Here is a 16,566-nt window from a genome sequence, read left to right as displayed (position 1 = left end):
AGATTGGTCGGCATGAACTACAGGCGCCTCGAACGACAGGCGCCTTGAACTACAGCCGCACAGTCCCCTCGATGCAGCTGGTGACCGTGCCGCCAACCCAGATTTTCCCCTCGCGCCGGGTTATACGAACCCGACCGTGGCGGTCGAGGACGGATCCTTGCGACGCCGTGTAGGGCGGTGCCGCCACAGCCGTGTCGGTGAGCCACTGCCCCAGGCCGGCGTTGAGGCTGCCCGTGACCGGGTCTTCCCACACGGGGTCTCCGCCCACGAAGGCACGCACCTCGACGTCGGCCTCACCGGCGTCGTCGTACGGTCCCACCACACCGATTTCCAGTTCGCCTGCCTTGCCCGGATCGGGCTGCAGGTTCAGGACCTCCCGGGCCGAGGCAAGCCGGACACCGATCCACTGCGGACCGTTCACCAGCCATGAGGCATCAAGGATCTCCTCCCGACGGATCCCAAGCACCTCCGCCACCCGGCGGAGAAGCGGTTCATCAACGGGCCCGTAACGGGTAAACGGCGGCGCTTCGAAGGCCAGTGAATCCCCCTCCACCCGCACCGGGATCAGGCCTGCGGCACATTCCTGCAGCACCGTTCCGTTTGCCCTGGGCCTCCCTCCGGCCTCCAGCCAGGCCCTGGCCGAGCCCAGTGTCGGATGCCCGGCAAAAGGCAGCTCTTCCCTGCCGGTGAAGATCCGCACCCGGTAGTCGGCCCCGGGGCTGCTCGGCGGCAGAAGGAATGTGGTTTCCGAGAGGTTGGTCCACGCGGCGAAGCGCTGCATCTCCTCGGCGCTCAGTCCGTCGGCATCGTGCACTACCGCCAGCGCATTGCCGCGGTAGGCCTCCTCCGAGAAGACATCGACTTCGCTGTAGGGACGCGTTCTCATCGCGCCACTGTAACAAGGTCACCGGCCGAACAAGGTTCCGCAATGAACCAGGTCCCCGGGCGGCGCGGCACCCGGGGACGGTAGCGGGACGGCGGTTCACCCGTTGTAGGGCGCCTCGACGTCGATCACCCAGGTCACGCCGAACCGGTCGGTGAGCATCCCGAAACCGGGGCTCCATGCCGAGGCGGCGAGCGGTTCGATGATCTGCGCACCGTCAGCCAGGGCGCCCCAGAGCTTGTCCACTTCTGCCAGGCTCTGTCCGCGCAGGGACTGGAAGAACGTCCGGTCCGTGATGGTGGTGCCGTTTTCACGGCGGGTGGTGCCGGCGGTTGCGGCGGCGTCGGCACTGTCCTGGCCGGGGATGTCGTAGGCCATCAGGCGGAAGCCGTCCGGGGCTTCGAGCTGGCCGAACACGATCTTCTCGGCACCCGGAACCTCCTTGGGCATACCGAAGTCCCCGTAGGTGGCGGAGGTGACGCTGCCGCCGAAGACCGACTGGTAGAACGCCAGCGCGTCCGCCGCGGTGCCGGGGAAGTTCAGGTGGGTGGTGGTTTTGATGCTCATGGGTTCTGTCCTTTTGCCTCTGTAAAGGCCCGCCCTTTGCGGCCCTGAGAACAGACTGAACCTGGTAGAGGACAGGTTATGTCCTCTACTTCAGGCATACTCAAACCATGCCCGGAACCTCGTCACGGATGCTCGCCCTGCTCTCCCTGCTGCAGTCGCGCCGGGACTGGCCGGGCCGGGTGCTGGCCGAGCGGCTGGACGTGACCTCGCGAACGGTGCGCCGCGATGTGGACCGGCTGCGCGAGCTCGGCTACAGCATCGAGGCAGTCAAGGGGCCCGACGGCGGCTACCGGCTGGCGGCCGGTGCGGAACTGCCGCCGCTGCTTTTTGATGATGAGCAGGCCGTGGCCATCGCCGTCGCGCTCCAGAGTGCCGCGTCCAGCGGGGTGAATCTGGACGACGCCGCGGCCCGGGCGCTGACCACGGTGAAGCAGGTGATGCCCTCCCGGCTGCGGCACCGTGTGGAGGGAATCCGGTTCACCGACGCCGGCGCGGCCGTGCGGGTGGATCCGCAGGTCCTCGAAGCGGCCAGCGCCGCCGCCCGGGACCGCCGGGTGCTTCGCTTCGACTACGGTGATGACGTGTCCAGGCCGCCGCGCCGTGTGGAGCCGCACGCCGTCGTCGCCCGCCACGGCCGCTGGTACCTGATTGGCTGGGACCTCGAGAAGGCCGATTGGCGGATCTACCGGCTGGATAAGGTGGCGCCCAGGTTCCCGGCCGGGCCGGTATTTGCCGCGCGGCCGGTCCCTGCCGGGAACGCTGCCGCGTTCCTCGCGGCCCGGCTGAAGGGCTCCGACGGCGGCACGGACTGGCCGTGCTACGGGGAGCTGCTTATTGAACTTCCCGCCGCCGCGATTGCGCCGTGGCTGGGTGACGGCGAGCTGGAGCAAGTTTCAGAGAGCGCCTGCCGCGTGCGGGTCGGTTCCTGGTCGGAGGCCGGGCTGCTCTCCTGGGCACTGCGCTTTGATGCTCCGTTCACCGTCCTTGGTCCCGACTCGTTGAGGGACTCACTTGCCGGCTTCGCGGCGCGGATTAGGGCAGCGGGTAGTGCCGGCACCGTCCATGCCTGAATCGGGCGCTCTACCGCCAGCGGGAATGCAGGACCTCTATCGCCCCCTGGCTGAAACGAGTCCGTTCCTAGGCCAGCACTCTCCCGGCGTCGTTCGATGCCCGGCGAAGCTCCGGGGCGGCGCAGGCAACTGCGCGCTGACACGGATTCCGGCTTCACTGCGCGGGGTGATCGTCAGGATTCCGTCGTGTGCGTGCATGATTCTATTGACGATCGTCAGGCCCAGTCCGACGCCCGCGAGGTCGCTGTAGTTGCGTTCGGTCCCGCGTTGGAACGGTCCGGAAAATGTGGAGACCAGTTCGGGGCGATTCTCTCTCCCCGCTGTTTCGACAGTGAGCACACCGCGGTCCAGGAACGGGATTCGACCTTGAGTCGTACCGTGCCGTCTTCCGGCAGGTTGTGCACGATGGCGTTGCGTGTGAGGTTCCAGCATCTGCAGCAGCACATGGGGCTTTCGTCCCCGGCATAGATGCTGCTCCCCAGTTTCTCGGCCAACGAGAGCAGCGTTTCGGCCGCTTCCTCCATCAGAAGGGACAGGTGAACCGGTTCAGGAGAGAAAGACTTCCGATTTGCACGGCTGAGCACCAACAGCGCCTCGGTGAAATCGATCGCCCAACCGTTGGCGTTTCACAGGCCTTCATCCTGAACTTACAACTTCCTGCTCATGATTCCAGCCTGATTCCGCACATTATCTTCGCCCAGGCAGTGACTTCCGCGGTAGGGATTGTCCTGTGGCGGAAGTGGTACCGAAACGGCGGGTGAGCACCCGCGTATGTGTCTTTGGTTTCCATTGCGCCTGCCACTGTCCTGGCTTACGACGGATCCGGGATCAGCATCGTCACCGGTGCCACCATGCCAACCCGGGTCAGGCCGTCATTGCGATGTACTTTTCTTCTAGGAACTCGAGAATGCCTTCGGAGCCTCCTTCGCGGCCGAGTCCGCTTTGCTTCACCCCGCCGAAGGGGGCCGCCGGGTCGCTGACTACTCCGCGGTTGATGGCGATCATTCCGGCCTCGAGCCGTCGCGCCACCGCCATGGCTTCGCGTTCTTCTCCGAATACATAGGCCATGAGCCCGTAGACGGTGTCATTTGCCATCCGGATGGCCTCGTCCACGTCGTCATACCTGACGACGGCGGTCACCGGTCCGAAGATTTCCGACGAGTTGATCTTCATTCCGTGCTTGACGCCCGTCAGCAGGGTCGGGTCGTAGAAGGCTCCCACCGCGTGGCTGTGCCCTCCCTGCACGATCGTGGCGCCCTCCGACACGGCAGATTCAACCAGGTCCGCGACCTTATCCCGTTCCCCAACCGACACGAGTGCTCCCAGACGGTTTGCCCGATCCAGCCCGGGGCCAACGGTGTACTCCGCCAGGGCCTCACCGAACCTGGCCACGAAGGCGTCGTGGAGGGAGGAGTGGACGTAGAAGCGGTTCGCTGCCGTGCAGGCGGAACCGCCGTTGCGCATTTTTGCCTGCAGGGCGCCTTCAACAGCGATGTCGAGGTCTGCGCCCGGCAGCACGATGACCGGAGCGTTGCCGCCGAGCTCCATCGACGCGCTCACCACGCTGTCGGCGCATTCCTGCAGCAGTACCCTGCCCACCTCAGTTGACCCGGTGAAGGACAGTTTCCGCACTTCGGGCCGGGCGATCATCTTCGCGGTAAGGGGTCCGGTGGGAACTGGCGTCACGAGGTTGACGACGCCCGGCGGGAATCCCGCCCGGCGCAGTACCTCGACCATGTAGGCGGCCGTCAGCGGTGTTTCCCGTGCCGGTTTCAGGATGGTGGTGCATCCGGCCGCGAGTGCCGGCGCGAGTTTGCGGGTTGCCATGGCGGCGGGGAAGTTCCAGGGGGTGATGAGCAGGGAAACGCCGATGGGCTGCCGGTCCACGACGATGCGTTTGTCTCCCGCCGGGGACAGGCGGTAATCGCCCGGTATGCGCACTGCTTCCTCCGAGAACCAGCGAAAGAATTCCTTTGCATAATTCGCCTCGGCGACGGCGTCAGCCCAGGACTTCCCGTTTTCGCGCACCATGATCTCCGCGAAGGCTTCGGCTTCGTCCGTCAGGATTTCATAGGCGCGGCGGAGCAATTCGCTGCGCAGGCGGGGAGCCGTGGCGGCCCATGGCTCCTGGGCCCTGGCGGCCGCGTCCACGGCGGCCATGCAGTCCTCCTCCGTCGCGACGGCGAACCGCGCGGCCACGGAAAGGTCCGACGGGTCGATGACGTCGAAGCGCTCTCCGGACGATCCCGGCCGCCAGCTGCCGTCGATAAAGAGATCGGCGATGTAGGTCACGAGTGCCTCCCGTTGCTGAGGGCGCCGTCGTAGGCGCGGGTTAGGATGTTAAGGAGAAGTTCAGCCGTCACGGGTATGGGAGCAATGGCCACGAGCCGCCGGGAGGCCAGGCCCATCTCGGCAATATGCGGCAGCTGTTCTTTGGTGATGCCGATGCCGGCGAGGGATCCGGGAACCCCGATCGCTTGGTTGATGGCGACGATCCTCGTGATGGCATCATTTGCCTGTTGTTCCGGCACGGTTGATGCAGAGCCCAGGGCGGCACCGATGGCGGCTATACGTCCAACCGTTCCCGGGTCTGCCATGCAGGCATCAAGGACATATGGCAGGAGCAAACCCGTGCCCAGCCCGTGCGGGGTCTTACTCAGCGCACCGATGGGGTACTGCAACGCGTGGGAGAGGTGTGTTCCTGTGGGGCCGAACCCGATTCCACCGAGGAGGGCCCCAAGGGCTACTTCTTCCCGTGCCTGCCGGTTCCCGGGTTCGGTGACAGCGAGGGGCAGCCAGGTGCCGAGCTTCGCTATTCCCTGCAGCGCGATGGTTTCCGCGAAAATGTTGCGGCCCGTGAAGACCGGCAGCGTCGAAGACCAGTCCGGGTCCAGCGGTGCTGCGGTGAAGGATTCGACGAGGTGTACCAGGGCGTCAATGCCGGCGAAGGCGGTGACGCCGGCGGGTGCACCCAGCGTGAATTCGGGGTCCACAACGGCTGCCTGCGGGATCAGGAATGGGCTCGAAATACCCACTTTGAGGGTGAGCTCGGGGTCGGACACCACGGCCACAGGTGTGACCTCCGATCCCGTTCCGGCCGTCGTCGGGACCGCGACAACGGGGATGGTCGGGCCGGGGACCGCGTTCTCCCCGTAGTAACGGGACAGGGGTCCGCCGTGTGTGGCGAGCAGCCCGATGAGCTTCGCCGCGTCGAGTGCGCTGCCTCCTCCCACCGCGAGGATCACGTCCGGGTCCAGGGACCGGGCCATGCTTCCGGCGGCGTCGAGTGAGGGGGCGGGCAGCTCGGCAGCTATATCGCTGTACACGCTGACTTCCAGTCCGGCACCGTGAAGGACGGCCAGGAGGTCGCGGAAGTGCTCCGTCGGGGGAAGGAACGGGTCCACGACGGCGAGGACACGCGTTCCGTGGAGTTTGAGCAGTTCGGGCAGCTGGGCCCGGGCGCCATAGCCGAAGTGAACGCGCGATGGCAGCCGGAGCGTCCCGGTGATGGAGGGATTCATGGTGCTCCTATTTGAAAGCGATGGCGTTCGGCGGAGAGCCGACGCCGCCGGGAATGTTGAGGGGCTTACAGGTGAGGAAACACTCGTACACGCCGTCCTCGGCACAGTCCGCGGCGAGCTCGTCCAGTTTCCACAGTTCCCCGAGCGCCATGCCGAGCAGGGCGAGGAGCGGGCGGTGCAGCATGCCGCTGTGATCGACCCCGGTCGGCGGGGGTGCGTCGGCCGGGCTCCGGAAGTCGGAGTCGATCACGGGGTCGGCCTCGACGGCGAGGTTGTCTGCCGCGACGAGGGAGATCTCGTGGTCCCACAGCCAGCGGAGCGTTGATTCCCGCTGGGCGAGGCCGGGTGATTGTTTCCAGGGATCCGAGCGGCGCTTTTCGGGGGTTTTCGCGAGGTAGTCCTCCGCCCATGCGGTGCGGAGAAGCAGAATCTCTCCGCCGTGCCAGGACACATTCTGGCTCTCCGCTATTTCATCGAGCAGGTCCGTACCGATGGCAATGGTGGAGGAGGAGTCGTAGGAAAGGCCCTGTTGGGCGAAGAACCGGGGAACGTCCAGCAGGACGCCCCGGCCCGCGATGCCCGGGCCGGCCCAGTTCTGGATGCCGAGCCGGATCGAATCGGATGTGTTTTCCTCCGTCGAAAGGCCGTTGTAGAAACCGTGCTCGGGGTGGCCGATGTGGCGGAGTGCGTCAATCTGGGAGGAGGACTGCAAATAGAAGGAATCAACCCAGTCGTCCCGATGCCAGGTGTTGTTGGAGAACACCGTGTGTTCAAGCGGGCGGCGGGTTCCAGTGGGGTAAGGCTCGAAGGCAGTGACGGGGTGGTCGAGGCCGAAGCGGCGGCCGGTACGGACCAGCCGGGCCGCGGATGCGACCCGCTCGGGTGTTAGGAAGTTGATCGTGCCGAGCTGGTCGTCTCTCCCGAAGACGTTCCAGCTCGACCCCGGGGGCTCGGCGGAGGCGAGCTCATCGTAGGTCGGCAATCTGTTGTCCTTTTTGGCCGCCGCCCAGTTCTTCGCTGAGCGCGGCCGCGGTTCCCCTGAGTTGGGTGAGGATGGGTGAGCCGGGGCTGAGGTCTGCAGCCGGGTCGGCGCCGAGGAGCGCAACCGTGGCGGCAATGCCGTATTCGTCGAAGACCGGAACGGCGATGCCGAAGAGTCCCCCGGAGTGGTGGGCAATGCTGTAGCCGTGACGCCTGGCGTTGTAGATTGCCGCGTCAAGTTCTGACCGCTGGGCAGCAGGCAGGCCTGCCGCCGTTGTTCCGACGGCGTGGGGGTCCTTGAGGTAGGCAAGGAACACGTGCGTCTGTGCGGCGGTGATCTCCAGAAGCGATCCGGGCCGGACGGTCACAATGATGGTTTGGTTGCTGTCCTCTTCCACCAGGGTCGCCACCGGACCGTCCACGGCCCATAGGCTGAGGACGGCGGTCATCCGGACGGCGCCGCTCAGCTCGGCCAGGTACGGGGGCGCGATCTGCACCACCGGACGCCGGCTGAGCGCATGGATGCCCAGCTGCAGCATGAGTCCGCCAAGGACGAAGGCACCGCGCCGCGGACTCCGCTCGAGCATTCCGGCCGCGACCAGCGCTACGCAGTACCGGTAGGCGGTTGTACGGTTCAGGTTGAGCTTGGCTGCGACCTCTGCCGGCGTCACTTCGACCGTGTTGGGCCCGAAGAGTGCGCAAATCTGCGCTGCCCGGGATACTGCCTGAATGTCGTAGCCGGAGGTCTCGGCGTTTCCCTCGGTGTTCACCATCACATAAGCGTAGTTCAAATGGAGAACACTTCAGGGGACGGGCACCGGCCTCCGCCGGTGCCCGTATTATCCGGCCAACCACGTCGTGACCTTGGTGGATGCCTCATTGAAGTTCTTGGCATACCAGTCAACATCCTGGAGGATCGTCTCTCCCGTATTGACCTTGCCGTTGACCTCAACCTGGGACGTGTACTCGTCCAGCTTTGGCTCGGCGGCCGTATTGACCGGGGAAACGCCAAGCAGCTCGGAGATCTTGGCCGCCGGCCCGGGTTCCACAACACTTGATACGAAGTCCACCACGGCGTCCTTCTTCGCGGAACCAAGCGGAACGGCGAAGGCATTGAGTGATGTGACCGTGACGTCCCAGACGATGGTGATGTCGTCGTTCTCCTTGAGGAGAGGCACAAGCCGCGAGTCGGGCAGGAAGAAGATATCAACCTGGTCGGCGCTGACGGCCTGCTGCAGTGCTCCTACATTCGGGGCAAAGGTGGTGTCGTCCCGGATGCTGTCGAGCTTGCCGAGTGCGCGGTCGACGTCGAGCGGATACATCTTGTCCGGCTCCACGCCGTCTGCGGTCAGCGCGTATTCCAGGATGCCGTTCTGCAGGTTGGTGACCATTCCCCGCTTGCCCGGGAACGCGTCGGTGTCGAAGAAGTCGGCAACGGTCTTGGGGCCTTTGCCGTCAGGGAAGGCGTCTGTGCGGTAGGCCATGGGGGTGGCGTTGATCCAGTTGCCGATGTAGCACTCCCCCACGGTGCCCGGGACCAGGTCCTTCTGGTCCACGGAAGACAGGTCGAGTTTCTCGAAGAGGGTGCCGCAGTTCTGTTCCGCGGCATAAGGGGCAACCGCCATCACGTCCCACTGCACCGCACCGGATTCCACCTGTGCCTTCACCTGCGCCACGTCGGGCGGGGAGGTGTTGATGAATGAAACGTTGGGGTTGTCGCCTGTGTAGGACTTCTGCCATGCCTCGATCTGTGCAGCCTGCCCGTCGCCGCCGTAGCCAACGTAAGTGAGTTCAACGGGTGCATCGGGCCCGGTGGCTTCCTCTGCGGAGTCTCCGCAGCCGGTGAGCAGTCCGGCGAGGGCGATGATGCTGAGGGCCGGCACAAACACTGATTTGGATCTGGACATCATTGTCGTTTCCTTTGGGGTTTGGCCGAGATGCTCGGCGTTGTTCATAATATGAATTTCAGTTTCACTTGGTGAACGTTAGGCGACACGGTACCACTCAAGACGTCGATGTAAAGCGAGGAAATGCGGGTCAGGCAGCGACGATCCGTTGGCGTTCGGGCCGCCACCAGGCGGTGACGGCATCGCCGATGTTCAGCGTCGAACCCAGTGCGTCGATACGGGCGCGGCCGCCCAGGTTGCCCCTCCCCAGGTTCAGCAATGCGGTGCGGTAGGACCCCATGTATTCCAGGTCCTTGATGGTGGCCGGGATGGTATTTGCCCCGGCCGGAACGGAGCCTGGATCAAGGGCGATGAACAGGTCTTCAGGACGGACAACTATGGCGCTGCGCGAACGGACGCCCGCATGCCCCGCCACGGTGCGGGGATCCACCGACCAGGTCCGGTCCTCCCAGACGGCGTGCTCCCCGAAGCCCGCGTCGCCAAGGTCAAAGACATTGGAGTCGCCCAGGAACCTTGCCGTGAAAAGTGTTTCGGGTTCGCGGTACAGCTCTTGCGGACTGCCCACCTGTTCAATGTGCCCGTTGTTGAAGAGGGCAATGCGGTCGGAGAGGTTCATTGCCTCTTCCTGGTCGTGGGTCACGAACACGAACGTGGATCCCACTTCGCGGTGGATCCGGCGGATCTCTGCCTGCAGTGTGGCGCGGAGGTTTCGGTCCAGGGCACCCAGCGGCTCATCGAGCAGCAGCGCCTCGGGCTGGAAGACGATTGCCCGGGCAAGGGCGACGCGCTGTTGCTGCCCGCCGGACAACTGCGTCGGGTAATTCCGGTCGCGGCCCGGCAGTTGCACCAGGTCGAGCACGTCGGACACCCGGCGGGCAATGTCGGATTTGGACATTTTCCGCTCACGCAGCGGATATCCCACGTTCTGGGCAACCGTCATGTGCGGGAACAGGGCATAGTTCTGGAACAGCATCCCGAGGTTCCGCTTGTGCGGCGGCAGCGTTCCGACGTCGGTTCCGTTCAGGGCGATGGTCCCGCTGGTGAGGGTATCGAAGCCGGCAATGAGGTTGAGGGTGGTGGTCTTGCCTGATCCGCTTGGTCCGAGGAAGGTCATGAACTCCCCCGGTTCGATGGTCAGGGAGATATCGTCCACCGCCGGAACCTCGAGTCCGTAATCCTTGGTAACGCCCGCCAGCCGGATCTGGGTGCCCCGCCGCACCAGCGTCGGGGGCGCCTTCCGGGAGGGAACGGTCTTTTCGTTCGAAAGGGTCACGGCATACTCCTAGTCGGTCTTCTTGCGGTTGCTGATGAGCTGCGGCACCAGGAAGATGGCGGTGACCGCGACGACGATGAGGCTCGATGCCGCCGAGATGGTGGGGTCGAGTTCATAAGTGACGCTGTTGTACATCTGTACCGGCAGCGTTTGGAACGTCGGCGAGCGGAGGAACAGCGCAATCACCACCTCGTCGAAGGACGTGGCGAAAGCGAAGACCGCACCGCTGAGGATGCCGCGGCTGATCAGCGGCATCGTCACCGTAATAAAGGAACGGATCGGGGAAGCACCGAGCGACGCCGAGGCCCTCAGCAGCTGCGCGTCAAAGCCGCCGAGGGCACTGGTCACGGCCACCAGCACAAAGGGGACTCCCAGCGCGGCATGTGCCAGCACGTACCCCAGGAGCGAACCGGTCAGGTGCCATTTCAGGAACGAGATGTAGACGGCCACGGCAATCACGATCGACGGGGTCACCATGGACACCATGAGCACCGTGCGGACAAAAGACGCGGTCCGTCCGGTCATCCGGCTCAGGCCCACCGCCGCTGCGGTGCCCACAACGGTGGCCATTGCAGCCGCGAGCAGGGCCACAAGGAAGGAATTGGCAAGCGAGGTAAGCCAGATGGGGTTGGTAAAGAAGTTCTGGTACCAGCGGAGCGTGAATCCCTCCGGCGGCAGCTTGAACGCCGAGGATGACGAGAAGCTGGACGGGATGACCACAAGGGTGGGGAGGACCAGATAGAGCGCGACGGCGCCGCCGACCACCCACAGCCATACGGGAATCGGATCAACCCCGCGGTCCCGCCGCCGCCGGCTGCGGGGAGCTGCAGCCTTGCGGCTGCCGGTGTCTGTCAGTTTGCTCATGGGGTGTCCTTCGCCTTTGACGTGGCCACGACGCCGATCGCGGATATGGTGCCGCCGATGCGGTTCGCCCAGACCACCAGTACGAGGGTGACCACCAGGACGAGCATCCCCAACGCGCTGGCTCCGGCGAAGTCCAGGATCTGGGTGGTGCGCTGGGCGAGCAGCTGGGCAATAAGGGATTGCTGCGGTGAACCAAGCAGCGCCGGCGTCACGTAGAACCCGAGGCTCAGCGTGAACACGAGGATCAGCCCCGAAACCACCCCTCCGCGGGAAAGCGGCCAGTAGACCTTCCAGAAGGCGGCGATCGGTGACGAGCCGAGCCCTCGTGCCGCCAGGAGCAGCTTGCGGTCAATGGAACTCAGCGTGCTGAAGAGCGGGAGCACCATGAACGGAAGCAGGACCTGGCTCATCGCCACGGTGACGCCCACAACGGTGCCGTAGAAAACGACGTCGCCGGCCCCGAGGGCGTCAAAGAGGCTCTGTACGGGCCCGCCCCGCTGCAGGAGAACAATCCAGGCGAAGTTGCGTGCCATCACCGAGGTCCAGAAGGGGACGAGGACAATAACGAGCAGCACTCCGCGCAGTCGCGGACCCACCCTTGTCATGAGGTAGGCGTAGGGATACCCGATGAGGAAGGTGACCACGGTGACTATGACCGCGGTTCCGGCCGTCCTGCCGAGCACCGTGAGCGTGACGCCGTCGGTAAACAGGGACTTGTAGTGGTCAAGGGTGAAGTCCACGCCCCCGAAACTGCGGAAGAGGCTCTGCAGGAGGGGAAGGAGAAGCACTCCGGCAACCAGGGCGAGAGCCGGAATCAGGAGTGCCCAGTTCGGGCGCGGTGCCCGAACTGTTCGAGCTGTTCGAGCTGTTCGAGGTAACAGGGTCATGGTCTGGTTATCCGTTCGACATCATTGACGGTCGGGGCAGGCATCAGATGGTCACCGTTGAGCTGATGCGTTCGGCAGCATCCCGAAGCAGCTCTACACGAGGGGAGGAGAGGTCAGAGGGAGAGAGCATTGTGGTGGTGCCGAGGACGGCCACCGCGGCCTGTATATCACGGCTTCCGAAGACCGGCGCCGCCACCGATGCCAGGCCAACCCGGCCCAGGTCGGCCCACGCCACACGGTTCCGCCGTGCAAGCGCGAGTTCCGCCTGCTCCTTCCGCGCTTCCGCCCCGTCAAGGGACGCGTGCATGCGGGAAGCCACCTCCGGGTCGGATTGGAAAGCGAGGAGCATCCTCGACTGGGCCGCCTTGAGTTCGAGAACCGTGCCAACCCGCACGGTCAGCAGGATGGTCCCCCCGTTCGCTTCTTCGACATGGCTCACCACCGCGCCGGACCGTCCCAGGAAACTCAGCACCGCGGTGAGTCCCGTCTGGTCTGCAAGCGTGCGCATGATGGCCGGTGCCACCGTAAGGATCTGCTGGCGTGCCGACACCAGCGAAGCCAATTGGTTGATCAGGGGACCGGGGCCGTAGCCCTGGCCGAGGAACCCGGACGCCTGCAGGGACTGCAGGTAACGATGCGCGGTAGTCCGGTTGAGTCCGAGGCGGTCGGCCACCAGGGTCGGGCTCAGCACCTGGGTGTTCTGGTCGAAAAGGGCAAGGATCATGGCTGCCCTGTCGATGGTCTGAATAGCCCCGCGGTCACCATAGGGCAGCGCGGCGCTGCGGTCTGCGGCGGCGAGCGCATCAAGCGGATCAGGCACACCGCACCTCCTCGTCGAGGCTCGAAGGATCATTGGCGCTCAGTAAAACAACTGGTTGTTCATAATGCAAGCATTATTTTCATTTGATGAACGGTCGGCGGACCGCCTGGCAGAAATTGCGCCGCAAACCCCTAGACAGCAACCCATGGACTTCGTATGTTGAACACGGTCAACACAATCCGAACAACAAGGAGGTTCTCGGATGTCCATTTCCAACGACGTTCCCTCGCCCGCCCTGCTCAAAGTCCTGGAAGGAGCGGTCGATCTTCATGTCCACTCCGGGCCGAGCCCGTTCCCACGCCGCCTCAACCATGTGGAGGCGTCCTATGATGCAGCCCGCATTGGCATGCGGGCGCTGCTCATCAAGTCGCACCACCACAACACGGTCATGGACCTGCTTGCCATGGGGTCCCAGCTGGCGGACGCGCCAACCCCTGTCTACGGGGGCGTTGCGCTCAACTCCGAGGTAGGGGGTATCAACCCGTCGGCCGTCGCCGTCGCCATCCAGATGGGCGGACGTGCCGTATGGGGTCCCACGGTGTCGGCGGCCCAGCACATCGCTGCCCATAACCACGACGACGGGTTCCCCACCGCGGGCGCCAATCTCGAGGAGAAGGAGGTGTCCATCTGGGACGCCGGCGGCAACGTCTCCGAAGACACCGTCCGCGTTACACAACTGGTTGCGGAGGCAGACATCATGCTTACCGGCGGCCACCTCGATGCGGCGTCGATGAAGGCACTTTTTGCAACCGCGAAGGAAAACGGTGTTCGCCGGCTGCTGCTCCACCATCCTGATTTCATTGTCAACGCCTCCGATGACGACGTCGAAGAAATGCTGAAGTCGGGCGCGTTCGTGGAACATGAGCTGTCCATGTACCACCCGGACGTTCCCGCCCCCGGTTTCCCCATAAGCCGCCTGGTGGATTGGATCGACCGGATCGGTCCCGAACACACCGTCATCGATTCGGACCTCGGCCAGAAAACCAATCCGTTGCCGGTGGACGGCTACATCTACGTCATTCAGCAGCTGCTCGACCACGGGGTGGCCGAGAAGGACATCCGCCAGATGATCTGCAGGAACACCGCCTTCCTGCTGGGCCTGGAAGAAACAAACTGATGCGCCAGGCAGAAAAGGTCATCATCACCACCGCAGTGACCGGGTCGGTGAACGTCCCTTCGCAGAGCCCCTTCCTCCCCCTCGCGGCCGAAGAGGTAGTTGCCTCGGCCTTTGAAGCCGCTGCTGCCGGCTCCGCGATCATCCATCTCCATGCGCGGCACCCCGACGGGCGGCCCGCCTGGGAGGCCGAAATCTATGAGGAGATTGTCCCCGCCATACTCGAGAAGACCGACGTCGTCATCAACATCACCACCGGCGGCTCGTCTGCGATGACGATGGACCAGCGCCTGGCCGGAGCGCTCCGGTTTTCCCCCGAACTTGCCTCCCTGAACATGGGATCAATGAATTTCGTTTACTCCGGGATCGCGGACAAAGTCACGGGTTGGAAGCACGACTGGGAAAAGGAGTACGTGCTCAACACGTATTCACACCCTTTCATCAACTCCTTTGACCGCATCGAGCACACCCTCCGGACCCTCGGGGACGGCCACGGCACGCGTTTCGAGTTCGAGTGCTACGACATCGGCCACCTGTACTCCCTGGCCCACTTCGTCGACAGGGGCCTGGTGGAGCCGCCGTTCCTTATCCAAGGTGTTTTCGGCATCCTCGGCGGAATCGGCGCCGACCACGAAAACCTCACCCACATGGTCACCATCGCGGACAAGCTCTTCGGCAACGACTACTATTTCTCCGCCTTCGCCGCCGGGCGCAACCAGATGCAGTTCGGCACCCACAGTGCCTGGCTTGGCGGCAACGTCCGCGTGGGCCTTGAAGACAGCCTGTGGATCAGCAAAGGCGAACTTGCCACCAGCAACGCACAGCAGGTCCGGAAAATCCGCGCCGTGGTCGAGGACCTCGGCAAACAGATCGCCAGCCCCGACGAGGCACGGCAAATGCTCAACCTCAAAGGCGTCCAGAACGTCACCATCGACTCAATGATGAGGTAATCCTGATGAACACATACGCCAAGGACGACATCCGGTCCTCCCTTGCGCCGGCGACGGCGGCCAGGACCGTGGATCCGTCGACCCCGATCAAACCCTCGCAGTGGATTGAATTCCTGTCCCATGAGCCCTCCGAAACAGGCCCGCACGGCAGCCGCACGTGGAACGCCCGCGCCGCCAACCTGGTCATCAGCTACACCCAGGCCAAAGCCGGCGACGTCTTCCCCCGCACCGGACAACCCGATGAATACGCCGTCCTCCTGTACTCCGAGAGCGCACCCCTGCACATCACGGCCGGCAGTGAGTCAACCAGTGTGGACGAGGAGGCGCTCGTCGTTGTTCCGCCCGGAGACAGCTCGGTCACGGCCACGGCTGACGGGATCCTTATCCGCTTGTTTTCCTCGGTGGCGGACGATCTCCGGGAGGGCGCCCTCAATGCGGAGGCCTACCGGGAACCGGATCTTCGGGCCACCCCGCTGAAGCCGTGGCCGGATCCGGTAGGAGGCTTCCGCCTGCGGACTTACCGGTTGAAGGACACCCCGGTTGTTCCCGGCCGGTTCGGACGGATCTTCCGGACCACCAACCTGATGGTGAACTTCCTTGCCGAGGAACCGGGCCCGCGGGAAAAGACCAAGCTGTCCCCCCACTTCCACGATGACTTCGAACAGATCTCCCTCGCCGTCAAGGGCAGCTTCATCCACCACATCCGCTACCCGTGGGGGCCGGACTCGACCCAGTGGCGTCCGGATGAGAGCCGCCGGATCGCTACTCCGTCCATCTGCATCATTCCCCCGCCCACGGTGCACACCACCCAGGGGATCGGCGGGCACCAACAACTCATCGACATTTTCTCCGCGCCCCGCGAGGACTTCTCCGCGTCCGGCTGGGTCCTCAACGCCGACGACTATCCAGCCAAATGACGCTTCCCTATCCGGCGAGCCTGTTTCGGCAGGCGTTAGCGAATCCGGGGGCGCCTGCGCTGGGCACCTGGATAAAGATTCCCGCCATGGAGAGCATGGAGCTTATTGCCCTCGCCGGCTTCGATTTCGTGGTCATCGACCTCGAGCATTCCGCCATGAACCTGGAAACCGCGTACCGCCACATCGGCACCGCCCTGTTCGCCGGCGTCGCGCCGATTGTCCGCGTTCCTTCACTGGACAGCGGCATGATCCAGCGTCTCCTCGATGCGGGCGCGGAGGGGATCATGGTGCCGCACGTGGACACCGTCGAGGAGGCGGAAGCCGCCGTCGCAGCCACGCGGTTTCCACCTCTCGGGACCCGGGGCGTGGGCTCAACGAGCCGTGCGGGGGCCTGGGGTGCCATGCCCCGCGAGGACTACATGCGCTACGGCCAGGAGCAGGTGGTGCTGATCGCCCAGATCGAGAGCGGGGCGGCCGCCCGGGCCGCTGGAGACATCGCTGCGGTCAAGGGAATCGATTGCCTGTTGATCGGTGCCGCAGATCTGTCCACCTCAGAGGGCGGGACGGAATCCTCACCACACGTGACCGAGCTCATCGAAGGTGCCATCCGCGCCGCAGCTGCAGCGGGCATGCCGATCGGCAATGCGGGCGGTCCCACTGCAGGCTCCGTCCAAGCTGCCGTCGACGCCGGTTATTCATTCACGCTGATGGGCAATGACGCCAGTATGCTCGGTGCCGCCGCTGCTGCTGCCGTTGCCGCAGGACGCACCGTCCGGTACGGCTGACCCAAGGCCGACGGCGTATGCCGGCGG

17 protein-coding genes are annotated in these 16,566 nt (G+C 64.7%); 5 read left to right on the top strand and 12 right to left on the bottom strand.

The features are described from left to right. Positions 1-49: 49 nt before the first annotated feature. Positions 50-886 carry a PhzF family phenazine biosynthesis protein gene (locus MUK71_RS01545; RefSeq protein ID WP_227929307.1) on the bottom strand — a complete coding sequence of 279 codons (837 nt, stop codon included), beginning with the start codon at positions 884-886 and terminating at the stop codon, positions 50-52. 96 nt (positions 887-982) lie between these two features. Further along, positions 983-1,450, bottom strand: coding sequence for a VOC family protein (locus MUK71_RS01540; protein ID WP_227929306.1), 468 nt, complete (start codon positions 1,448-1,450; stop codon positions 983-985). Between the two features lie 107 nt (positions 1,451-1,557). On the opposite strand from MUK71_RS01540, the gene MUK71_RS01535 reads away from it, so the two are divergent. Then, positions 1,558-2,520, top strand: a complete 963-nt coding sequence (locus MUK71_RS01535; protein ID WP_227929305.1) for a helix-turn-helix transcriptional regulator — start codon at positions 1,558-1,560, stop codon at positions 2,518-2,520. A gap of 36 nt (positions 2,521-2,556) precedes the next feature. On the opposite strand, the gene MUK71_RS16295 is transcribed toward MUK71_RS01535, so the two are convergent. The 10 genes from MUK71_RS16295 to MUK71_RS01490 all read right to left on the bottom strand — a co-directional run bounded on the left by MUK71_RS16295 (position 2,557) and on the right by MUK71_RS01490 (position 12,773). Further along, the gene (locus tag MUK71_RS16295) at positions 2,557-2,952 is read right to left on the bottom strand and encodes an ATP-binding protein (protein ID WP_227929431.1); all 396 of its coding nucleotides are present in this window, start codon (positions 2,950-2,952) and stop codon (positions 2,557-2,559) included. Positions 2,953-3,384: 432 nt separating this feature from the next. Then, positions 3,385-4,812: an NAD-dependent succinate-semialdehyde dehydrogenase gene (locus MUK71_RS01530; RefSeq protein WP_227929304.1), complete on the bottom strand. Its 1,428-nt coding sequence runs from the start codon at positions 4,810-4,812 to the stop codon at positions 3,385-3,387. After that, on the bottom strand, positions 4,809-6,041 hold the full coding sequence (locus MUK71_RS01525; RefSeq protein WP_227929303.1) for an iron-containing alcohol dehydrogenase: 1,233 nt from the start codon (positions 6,039-6,041) through the stop codon (positions 4,809-4,811). Before MUK71_RS01525 ends, MUK71_RS01530 begins: the two co-directional genes overlap by 4 nt. 7 nt (positions 6,042-6,048) lie before the next feature. After that, the gene (locus tag MUK71_RS01520) at positions 6,049-7,023 is read right to left on the bottom strand and encodes a cyclase family protein (protein WP_227929302.1); all 975 of its coding nucleotides are present in this window, start codon (positions 7,021-7,023) and stop codon (positions 6,049-6,051) included. Beyond that, on the bottom strand, positions 7,007-7,813 hold the full coding sequence (locus tag MUK71_RS01515; protein WP_227929301.1) for an IclR family transcriptional regulator: 807 nt from the start codon (positions 7,811-7,813) through the stop codon (positions 7,007-7,009). Before MUK71_RS01515 ends, MUK71_RS01520 begins: the two co-directional genes overlap by 17 nt. A gap of 48 nt (positions 7,814-7,861) precedes the next feature. Further along, on the bottom strand, positions 7,862-8,932 hold the full coding sequence (locus MUK71_RS01510) for an extracellular solute-binding protein (protein WP_227929300.1): 1,071 nt from the start codon (positions 8,930-8,932) through the stop codon (positions 7,862-7,864). A 127-nt stretch (positions 8,933-9,059) separates the two neighbouring features. After that, positions 9,060-10,202, bottom strand: a complete 1,143-nt coding sequence (locus MUK71_RS01505; protein ID WP_227929299.1) for an ABC transporter ATP-binding protein — start codon at positions 10,200-10,202, stop codon at positions 9,060-9,062. A 9-nt stretch (positions 10,203-10,211) separates the two neighbouring features. Continuing rightward, positions 10,212-11,066 (bottom strand): ABC transporter permease, encoded by an 855-nt coding sequence (locus MUK71_RS01500; RefSeq protein WP_227929298.1) that lies wholly within the window; start codon positions 11,064-11,066, stop codon positions 10,212-10,214. Further along, positions 11,063-11,806, bottom strand: a complete 744-nt coding sequence (locus tag MUK71_RS01495; RefSeq protein WP_227929297.1) for an ABC transporter permease — start codon at positions 11,804-11,806, stop codon at positions 11,063-11,065. The genes MUK71_RS01500 and MUK71_RS01495 overlap by 4 nt, the downstream gene beginning before the upstream one ends. A gap of 190 nt (positions 11,807-11,996) precedes the next feature. Next, positions 11,997-12,773 carry an IclR family transcriptional regulator gene (locus MUK71_RS01490; RefSeq protein WP_227929296.1) on the bottom strand — a complete coding sequence of 259 codons (777 nt, stop codon included), beginning with the start codon at positions 12,771-12,773 and terminating at the stop codon, positions 11,997-11,999. A gap of 202 nt (positions 12,774-12,975) precedes the next feature. Between MUK71_RS01490 and MUK71_RS01485 the strand changes: the two genes are divergently transcribed. The 4 genes from MUK71_RS01485 to MUK71_RS01470 are packed head-to-tail and all read left to right on the top strand — an operon-like array spanning position 12,976 to position 16,539. Beyond that, on the top strand, positions 12,976-13,890 hold the full coding sequence (locus tag MUK71_RS01485; protein WP_227929295.1) for a DUF6282 family protein: 915 nt from the start codon (positions 12,976-12,978) through the stop codon (positions 13,888-13,890). Next, positions 13,890-14,837: a 3,5-dioxohexanoate:acetyl-CoA acetone transferase gene (gene kce / locus MUK71_RS01480; RefSeq protein WP_227929294.1), complete on the top strand. Its 948-nt coding sequence runs from the start codon at positions 13,890-13,892 to the stop codon at positions 14,835-14,837. The genes MUK71_RS01485 and kce overlap by 1 nt, the downstream gene beginning before the upstream one ends. Before the next feature lie 5 nt (positions 14,838-14,842). Further along, positions 14,843-15,754: a cupin domain-containing protein gene (locus tag MUK71_RS01475; protein WP_227929293.1), complete on the top strand. Its 912-nt coding sequence runs from the start codon at positions 14,843-14,845 to the stop codon at positions 15,752-15,754. Continuing rightward, the gene (locus MUK71_RS01470) at positions 15,751-16,539 is read left to right on the top strand and encodes an HpcH/HpaI aldolase family protein (RefSeq protein ID WP_227929292.1); all 789 of its coding nucleotides are present in this window, start codon (positions 15,751-15,753) and stop codon (positions 16,537-16,539) included. Before MUK71_RS01475 ends, MUK71_RS01470 begins: the two co-directional genes overlap by 4 nt. Positions 16,540-16,566 lie beyond the last annotated feature (27 nt).

Source organism: Arthrobacter zhangbolii (assembly GCF_022869865.1).
In the GTDB taxonomy this organism is placed as follows: domain Bacteria; phylum Actinomycetota; class Actinomycetes; order Actinomycetales; family Micrococcaceae; genus Arthrobacter_B; species Arthrobacter_B zhangbolii.
The sequence above is the reverse complement of the archived record's forward strand: the minus strand, read 5'-3'. Positions and strand labels throughout refer to the sequence as shown.